General features: G+C 62.2%; 7 protein-coding genes. 5 read left to right on the top strand and 2 right to left on the bottom strand.

From position 1 onward, the window contains the following. From ACY693_RS10300 to ACY693_RS10280, 5 genes are all read left to right on the top strand, one after another. A partial coding sequence (locus tag ACY693_RS10300) for a magnesium chelatase subunit ChlI family protein (RefSeq protein WP_462321742.1) occupies positions 1 to 220 on the top strand: 220 nt, incomplete at its 5' end. Positions 221 to 222: 2 nt separating this feature from the next. Beyond that, positions 223 to 2157, top strand: coding sequence for an ATP-binding cassette domain-containing protein (locus tag ACY693_RS10295; RefSeq protein WP_462321741.1), 1935 nt, complete (start codon positions 223 to 225; stop codon positions 2155 to 2157). Beyond that, positions 2157 to 2732, top strand: a complete 576-nt coding sequence (locus ACY693_RS10290) for a DUF2939 domain-containing protein (RefSeq protein ID WP_462321740.1) — start codon at positions 2157 to 2159, stop codon at positions 2730 to 2732. The genes ACY693_RS10295 and ACY693_RS10290 overlap by 1 nt, the downstream gene beginning before the upstream one ends. 184 nt (positions 2733 to 2916) lie before the next feature. Next, complete coding sequence (locus ACY693_RS10285) at positions 2917 to 5433, top strand: glycogen/starch/alpha-glucan phosphorylase (RefSeq protein ID WP_462321739.1); 2517 nt, start codon at positions 2917 to 2919, stop codon at positions 5431 to 5433. Positions 5434 to 5440: 7 nt separating this feature from the next. After that, the gene (locus tag ACY693_RS10280; RefSeq protein WP_462321738.1) at positions 5441 to 6793 is read left to right on the top strand and encodes a Glu/Leu/Phe/Val family dehydrogenase; all 1353 of its coding nucleotides are present in this window, start codon (positions 5441 to 5443) and stop codon (positions 6791 to 6793) included. Between the two features lie 289 nt (positions 6794 to 7082). Here the strand turns inward: ACY693_RS10280 and ACY693_RS10275 are convergent, their stop codons facing one another. After that, the gene (locus ACY693_RS10275; RefSeq protein ID WP_462321737.1) at positions 7083 to 7943 is read right to left on the bottom strand and encodes an alpha/beta hydrolase; all 861 of its coding nucleotides are present in this window, start codon (positions 7941 to 7943) and stop codon (positions 7083 to 7085) included. 157 nt (positions 7944 to 8100) lie between these two features. Then, positions 8101 to 8366: hypothetical protein (locus tag ACY693_RS10270; RefSeq protein ID WP_462321736.1), on the bottom strand; the 266-nt coding region annotated here is incomplete at its 5' end.

The raw sequence follows: 8366 nt of genomic DNA, 5'->3' as shown, positions 1-8366 counted from the left end.
CCCCCAGCGGCTCAGGCAACAAGCCATGCAGCCGCTTGCGCTCTCCGCACGTGCCTACCATCGCATCCTGAAGGTCGCCCGGACCATCGCCGACCTCGGCGAGCGGGAGCAAATCAGCCTCGCCGACCTGAGCGAGGCGATCGGCTATCGCAAGCTCGATCGCGAGTCGCCGCAACAACCTCAGCTGCCCCCGACCAGGGCTCACCGAGGCAAGGCCTGAGCATGCTCGAGCTGCGAGGCGTCAGTCTGCGTCGTGGCACTAAGCTGCTGCTCGAGGACGCCGATCTGCGCATTCACCCTGGCCAGAAGCTCGGACTCGTCGGTGCCAATGGCTGCGGTAAGTCGAGTCTGCTCGCACTCCTGCGACACGAGCTCGCGCCCGATGCCGGCAGCGTCTCGATTCCCGGGGGCTGGGAGGTCGCGCACGTTGCCCAGCACACCCCATCGGGTCAGCGTGAAGCGATCGAGTTCGTGATCGATGGAGACAGAGAGCTCAGACAGTTGCAGGCCGATCTCGATGCGGCCGAGAAGGCTGAGGATGGGCTGCGTCAGGGCGAACTGCTCGGACAGCTGGAATCGGTCGGCGCTTGGGAGGCCGAGAGCCGTGCCGCACAGCTGATGCATGGGCTCGGGTTCGCGGTGGGCAGCGAGCGTCAGCCGCTGGATGCCTGGTCCGGTGGTTGGCGGATGCGTCTTGCACTAGCGCGCGCGCTGATGTGCCGGTCTGATCTGCTGCTGCTCGATGAGCCGACCAATCATCTTGATCTCGACGCCGTCATCTGGCTAGAAGGCTGGTTACGCGGCTATGACGGAACCCTGGTGATGATCTCACACGACCGCGATGTGCTCGATGCGGTGGTCACCAGCATCTGCCACCTCGAGCGACAACGGCTCTGGACCTATAGCGGCGGCTATTCGGCGTTCGAGCGGCAGCGTGCAGAGCAGCTGGCTCAGCAGCAAGCCGCCTTTGTGCGTCAGCAGCGAGAGGTCGCCCATGTGCGATCCTTTATCGACCGGTTTCGCGCCAAGGCAACCAAGGCACGTCAGGCGCAGAGCCGCCTCAAGGCGCTCGAGCGACTCGAGCTGATTGCCCCGGCCCATGTCGACACCCCGTTTCGATTCCGTTTTCGCGATGCGGAGACTCAGCCCAATCCGCTGTTGCGACTGGAGGAGATCGCGGTCGGCTATGCTGGCGTCCCCATCCTCGCTGGGGTCAGTCTGTCGCTGCAGCCTGGTGATCGCATCGCGCTCTTGGGGCCGAACGGGGCGGGCAAGTCGACCCTGATCAAGACCCTGGCCGGCGAGCATCCGCTGCTTGCCGGCAGCCGCGTCGAGGCCCAGGGGCTGGGCGTCGGTTATTTTGCTCAGCACCAGATGGACCAGCTAGACCCGGAGGCCTCGCCCCTGCGTCACCTCGCCCGCTTAGACCCCTCGGCGTCGGAGCAGCAACTGCGGAACTTCCTCGGTGGCTTTGGCTTCAGCGGTGATCAGGCCACTGGCCTCGTCGCGCCCTTTTCTGGGGGGGAGAAGGCGCGGCTCGCACTTGCACTGGTCGTCTATCAGCGCCCCAATCTGCTCTTGCTCGACGAGCCGACCAATCACCTCGACCTCGACATGCGCCATGCATTGAGCGAGGCCTTGCAGGATTATCAAGGGGCCGTGATCCTTGTCTCTCACGATCGACATCTATTGCGAATCACCTGCGATAGCCTGCTGCTCGTCGACGAAGGCGCCGTGCTCCCGTTTGAGGGCGACCTCGATGACTACCCGACATGGATCAGTCAGCGCGCGACCCGGCGCCGACTGGCAGCCAATGCGGGCACCAGCAGCCGGGGCGATTCGCCAGCCCAAGCCGCAGCAAGTACCAGCCCATCAAAGAGAGATCTGCGCCGACGTGATGCCGAAGCCCGGGCGCGACTTCAACCCTTGCGTCGCGAGCTGAAGAGGCTCGAGCAGCGCCTCGAGACACTCACCGAGCAGCGTGACCAGCTGGAGCAAGCGCTTGCTGAGCCTGCGCTCTATGAGCCGGATGCCAAGCCGCGGCTCCTGGTACTCGTCGACGACAAGCGTCGCCTTGACACAGAGCTCGATGAGATCGAGCAGTCTTGGCTTGCGCTCGGCGAGGAGCTCGAGCAGCTCCAGGCACCGTCTTCCTGATGTCGAGCGCTGGGCCGCTACCGATACCCAAGCTCCTGCCGCAGCGTCGGTTTCCGATGCCTGCACCGTTGCGCTGGCTGCTGCTCGGCCTCGTCGTTGCTGGCATGCTTTACTTCGTTTCCCCTTACATCACCCTGTGGCGACTCAACTTCACCAGTGTTCACGGACCAACCTCGGCGCTGGGCACGCTGGTCGATATCGAGGCGGTGCACGAGCAGATCCAACGCCGGCTGAACAAGGATCGCAGAAGTGTGATCGGTGAAGTCTCCGATTCCTTCATCGACTGGGTTCAACTGGCGATTCGTCGCGACGATGGTGAGGCCTTGCGGCAAGCGATCACGCTCGGCTGGCTGCGCCAACTCCTCCTGACCCACGCAGAGGACGGCAATGGGTTTTGGCCGCAGATTAGCTATGCCTTCTACGAGTCACCACTCGCATTCAGGGTTCAGGTCGGCCACCGCGCCGCGATGGACGAGCCCACGCAAGGGCGAGAACAAGGGCGCGAAGCAGTCCCTGTTCATCTGCAGCTCGAGCGCACCTGGCTCGGATGGCGCGTGATAGCCGCCTACTACTGAGCCTGGAATGACGTAGACTGCAGACTCGCTCGATCAATCGAGCCCGACCCCGTTGAAAAAGAATCGCCAACCCTGGCCTTGAGGCGTTCTCAGCTTGACGCAACGCGCGTTATCTTAAGGCCTTTAGGGAACCTTTAGCCTGTTTTCTTCTTCATCGCCAGCCCTTCAGCGCAGGATCTCAATGATGTCCCCGTTCAAAGATCTGACCGAAAGCACGCCCAATGAACGTCTGTTCAAGCTTGAGCCGCTCGGTATGGACACCGAGAGTATCGGGCGCGACTTCCAGCACTATTACGCCCATACCCTCGGCCGAGACCGTGACTGTCGATCAGCCTACTATCCGTACAAGGCCTTAGCGGTTACGTTGCGAGACCGGCTGATGGAGCGTTGGAAGCGCACTCGCTACGCCCACGACCAAGCCAACTGCAAGCGAACCTACTATCTGTCGCTTGAGTTCCTGATGGGACGCTCGCTCAGCAACGCGCTGCTCAACCTCGGCATCACCGACGAGGCGCGTCAGGCCCTCTATGAGATGGGCCTGATGTATGAGGAGATCGAATCCGCAGAGATGGACGCCGGCCTCGGTAATGGTGGCCTTGGGCGCTTGGCAGCCTGTTTCCTCGATAGCTGTGCGACGCTGCAGCTACCCGTAAAGGGCTATGGCCTCAGGTACGATTTTGGCATGTTCCGACAGCTGATCGAAAACGGTCGTCAGCTTGAAGAGCCCGATCACTGGCTGCGCGACGGTAATCCCTGGGAGCTGGAGCGCCCCGAGTACACCCAGCGCGTCCCCTTCGGCGGCCACACCGAGACCCACAAGGACGACCAGGGTCGCATGGTGCAGCGCTGGGTCAACACCCGAGATGTCCTTGCGGTGCCTTACGATATTCCGATCCCTGGCTACCATAACGACACCATCAATACCCTGCGCCTGTGGTCAGCGACCGCCACCGACGTCTTCGATCTGGGTGAATTCAATGCCGGCAGCTACCCGGAATCGGTCGCAGCGAAGAACGACGCCGAGCACATCACCATGGTGCTCTACCCGAACGACGCCAGCGAGAACGGCAAGGAGCTGCGTCTTCGCCAACAGTACTTCTTGGCCTGCGCCAGCATCAAGGACGTGATTCGCGAGTGGAAGCGGCTGCACGGCGAGGACTTCAGCGAGTTCGCCGACAAGAACTGCTTCCAGCTCAACGACACCCATCCGGCGGTCTCGGTGCCCGAGCTGATGCGCCAGCTCATGGACCTGCATCATATGGAATGGGATCAGGCCTGGGAGATCGCCTCCCGCACTATGGCCTACACCAACCACACGCTGCTGCCTGAGGCCCTGGAACGCTGGCCGGTGCGGCTGTTCAAGCAATTATTGCCACGTATCCTCGAGATCATCTACGAGATCAACGCTCGCTTCCTCTCCCAGGTGGCTGCGCGCTGGCCCGGTGACATGGATCGGCAGCGGCGCATGTCGCTGATCGAAGAGGGTGACGACCCTCAAGTGCGCATGGCCTTCCTCGCCATCGTTGGCAGCTTCTCCGTCAACGGCGTGGCGGCACTGCATTCTGAGCTGCTCAAGCAGGGTCTGTTCCGCGATTGGTACGAGCTCTGGCCCGACAAGTTCAACAACAAGACCAATGGGGTCACGCCGCGCCGTTGGCTCGCGATGTGTAATCCCGGCCTGCGCGAGCTGCTCAACGAGACCATCAGCAAGGCCTGGGTCAACGACCTCTCGCTTCTCGAGGAGCTTGCCCCTAAGGCCGCGGACAGCGGTTTCCGTGAGCGGTGGAATGAGATCAAGACCGAGAACAAGACCCGGCTCGCTGAGATGGTGAGCTCGACCTGCCGGATCGAGTTCCCAGTCGAGTTCATGTTCGATGTCCAGGTCAAGCGCATCCACGAGTACAAGCGCCAGCTCCTCAACATCCTCCACGTGATCCACCTCTACAACCGGATCAAGCACGGCGATGGCACCATCGGTGCTCCCCGTTGCGTGCTCATCGGCGGCAAGGCGGCGCCCGGCTATGAGATCGCAAAACTGATCATCAAGCTGATCAACAATGTTGCCAAGGTGGTAAACGCTGATCGCCAGGTGGCTGAGCAGCTACGGGTGGCCTTCATCCCGGACTATCGCGTCTCGGTGATGGAAGTCCTAGCCCCGGGCACCGATCTCTCGGAGCAGATCTCCACCGCTGGCAAGGAGGCCTCTGGTACCGGCAATATGAAGTTCATGATGAACGGTGCGGTGACCATTGGCACCCTCGATGGCGCCAACATCGAGATCCGCGATCGGGTCGGCGACGAGAACTTCTTTCTCTTCGGGCTCACCGCAGAGGAGGTCGCGCATACGCGGTCGCACTATGACCCCAACGGGATCATCGCCCATGACGACGCCCTGCGCGAGGTCATGGGACTTCTCGAATGTGGCCACTTCAACCAATTCGAGCCGGGCATCTTCGATCCACTCATCCAGGGCATTCGCAATCCCCATGACCCCTGGCTCACGGCAGCCGACTTCGACAGCTACCGCCGTGCACAACAGCAGGCCGCTGATGCCTTCTTGGACCGTCCACGCTGGCTGCAGATGAGCATCCTCAACACCGCGCGCAGTGGTCATTTCTCGTCGGATCGCACCATCGCCCAGTACAACGAGGAGATTTGGCAACTGACACCGATTGCCCCCTCGGCTCCAGGCCCTCGTTGAGCGTCCCGTGACTGGCATCAAGACCCCAAGGTCGGCAGCGATCGCCAACGCGGTCGACAGCGGTGATGAGCTCGCACCTGAGCGCATCATCGAGTGCCAGTTTGCTCGCGCGCGGCAGCACCTCAGCACGCTCGATTCCGGGCTGCTCGAGGTGCTGCTGCAACCGCGACGCACCATCACCGTCAATATCCCAGTCGAGCTCGACGATGGCCAAATTCGTAACTTCGTTGGCTATCGGGTACTGCACAACCGCCTCCTCGGGCCGGGCAAGGGCGGTATTCGCTTCCATCCTGAGGTCTCGCTCTCAGAGGTCACCGCCCTCGCCGCCTTGATGACCTGGAAATGTGCCCTGCTGCGCATCCCCTTCGGCGGCGCCAAGGGCGGCATCGCCTGCACGCCCAAACAGCTCAGTCAGCGCGAGCTACGGCGCATCACGCGTCGCTTCGTCTCTGAGCTTGGCGACAACATCGGGCCTTATACCGACATTCCGGCGCCTGATCTCTACACCGATAGCCAGACCATGGCCTGGATCTACGACACCTACGACGCACTCCATCCAGGCGAGAACAATCTGCCTGTGGTCACCGGCAAGCCAATTGCGATCGGCGGCTCCGAGGGCCGCAGCGAGGCGACCGGGCGCGGCTGTGTGCTCGCCGCCGAACGCCTGTTGGGGCTCGGCGCGGTCCCCGGACTCGACTCAGTCGATGGGGCACGGGTCGCGATTCAGGGGTACGGTGAGGTCGGGCGGGTCGCGGCACGGCTGCTGCACGAGCGCGGCGCACGCATCATCGCCATCAGCGATTCACGCGGCGGCGTCCTCGTCAGCAATGGTGACAGCATCGACCTCGACGCCCTAAATCGCCACAAGGCCGACAATGGCACCGTCGTCGGCCTCGCCGAGAGCCGCACCATCACCAACGAGGACCTGTTAGGGCTCGACTGCGATCTGCTCATCCCGGCCGCACTTGGCGGCCAGATCCACGCTGGCAATGCGCAAGCGGTGAAGGCACCTGTGGTCATCGAGGGAGCGAATCGGCCGGTCACGCCCGAGGCCGACGACGTCCTCGCCGCCCGCGGCATCCTGGTGCTACCAGACATTCTCGCCAACGCGGGCGGCGTCACGGTGAGCTACTACGAGTGGGTGCAGAATATCGAGCACCACAGTTGGCCGCTGGAAGACATCAACGGTCGGTTGCGCGCGCGGATCAACAACGCCACCGACCGAGTCGTCGCGCGTTGGCGCGGCTTTGCCAGTGATCGGGACAACGGTCAGCGCTGCACCGATCTGCGCACCGCCGCACTGGTCGAGGCGCTAGAGCGATTGACCTCTGTACTGGAGCAGCGCGGCGTCTGGCCCTAAGCGCCGGTAGGGCGTCTATTCATTATTCTCTTAAATATCTAGCTAGTCGTCGTAATAAGCCTGGTGGACAAGTGCTGCGTTAGAGCTTATTTTTATTTAAATCAGAGCCTTAAAAAAACGATAAGTGGGTCTCGTAGCTGGCTGAGACCTGTCGATGATCTGTGGACAGAGTCAGTGCGATAAAGACTCGACAGCTTATCCACAGGCACGGTGGACGGCTTCTCAACAGCCTATTAGCCCGCACCAGTAATCAGCTGCGCTCTGCTCGACACAGGACGAGTCTTCAGCGCTAACGATCATGGCCGCGAGACGATGAGTCGCTGGCTGGCAACCCGGTCAGGAAGGAATCGAGTGCCTGTTGATACTGCGGTTGCGAGCGCAGGAAGCCCTCGTTATGGCCGCCACGGAGCTCGACGAAGCGCTTGGGCGCGGAAGCCGCTTCATAGAGCCGGCGTCCAAGCCGAGCCGGTACGATCTCGTCATCGGGGCTGTGCAGCACGAGCACAGGACAGCGCACGGAGGCGATCTGCTCCACGGCGGGAAACTCGACCCGAAGCGGGATCAGACGCGAGAGGAGCGGGTAATGGGTATCGGCCAGGCTCTGCAACCGGTCGAAGCTCGATTCCAGGATCAAGCCTGCTGGCGAGGTCTGAGCCGCAAGCCAGGCTGCCACCGCGCCGCCAAGCGAGCGTCCGAAGATGACGATGTCCTCAGGCGGGATAGCGCGAGCCTGCGTGAGCCAGTGCCAAGCCGCCGCTGCATCCCGATACAGCCCTCGCTGCGAGGGAGAGCCACTGCTGCGGCCATAGCCACGATAGTCGATAATCAGCACCTCGAGCCCAAGATCGGTGAAGATCGCGATCGACTCGCCTCGGTGCGAGATGTTGCCGGCGTTGCCATGGAAGAACAGCAGCGTGCGCGGCGGTGAGCGACGCGGCTCAGGTGGCGCGACGAGCCAGCCATGCAAGCTGACCCCATCCTCGGCGGTGAGCTGAACCTCCTCATAGTCGAGTCCCCAATCGGTCGGCGTTGCTGCCAGCCGCTCGAAAGGAAAGAAGATCAGCCGGGGCTGCAGCCACCAAAGCATGAGTCCGAACAGCAGCAGGCCGAGCAAAGCCAGCAGCAGATAGCTGGTGATCTTGAGCAGCATAGGCAGTCCCTCTGTCAACGAGGTCGTCGAGGATGATCGCGAAGCCCGCGGCTTAGGTCTGTTCGAACATGGAATCCTAACCAGCTGTGATGATCGAGATCACCGCAGTGCTCGCGAGCAGGTTTCACCAGAATCGAGCGATCGTCCCAGATGCTGCCTATTCAGCGTGCTCCGGATCGAGGCTGAAGTAGCAGATCAGCGTGACGGCGTGCTGAGTCAGTTGCTCGTAGGCTTCGCCGAGTGATCTCGCGCGCTCGAAGAGCTCCCGTTGAAATATCTTGATGGAGAGGTCTTCCCAACCGCTTTGAAAGAGGCTCTCGGCTGCGGACTCGATCTGCAGGACCTTTGCTCGCTTGCCGCCAACGAGGCCAAGCACGCCGACAGCCTCATCGACAGCCAGATAGGTGCCATTGAACCGACCAG

Source organism: Halochromatium sp., from assembly GCF_054919635.1.
Note: the sequence above shows the minus strand (reverse complement) of the source record. Positions and strands in the feature narration are given on the sequence as shown.

Coding starts and splice junctions, on each gene's coding strand:
- ACY693_RS10285 (WP_462321739.1), top strand. CDS start 2,917: ATGTCCCCGTTCAAAGATCTGACCGAAAGCACGCCCAATGAACGTCTG.
- ACY693_RS10275 (WP_462321737.1), bottom strand. CDS start 7,943: ATGCTGCTCAAGATCACCAGCTATCTGCTGCTGGCTTTGCTCGGCCTG.
- ACY693_RS10290 (WP_462321740.1), top strand. CDS start 2,157: ATGTCGAGCGCTGGGCCGCTACCGATACCCAAGCTCCTGCCGCAGCGT.
- ACY693_RS10295 (WP_462321741.1), top strand. CDS start 223: ATGCTCGAGCTGCGAGGCGTCAGTCTGCGTCGTGGCACTAAGCTGCTG.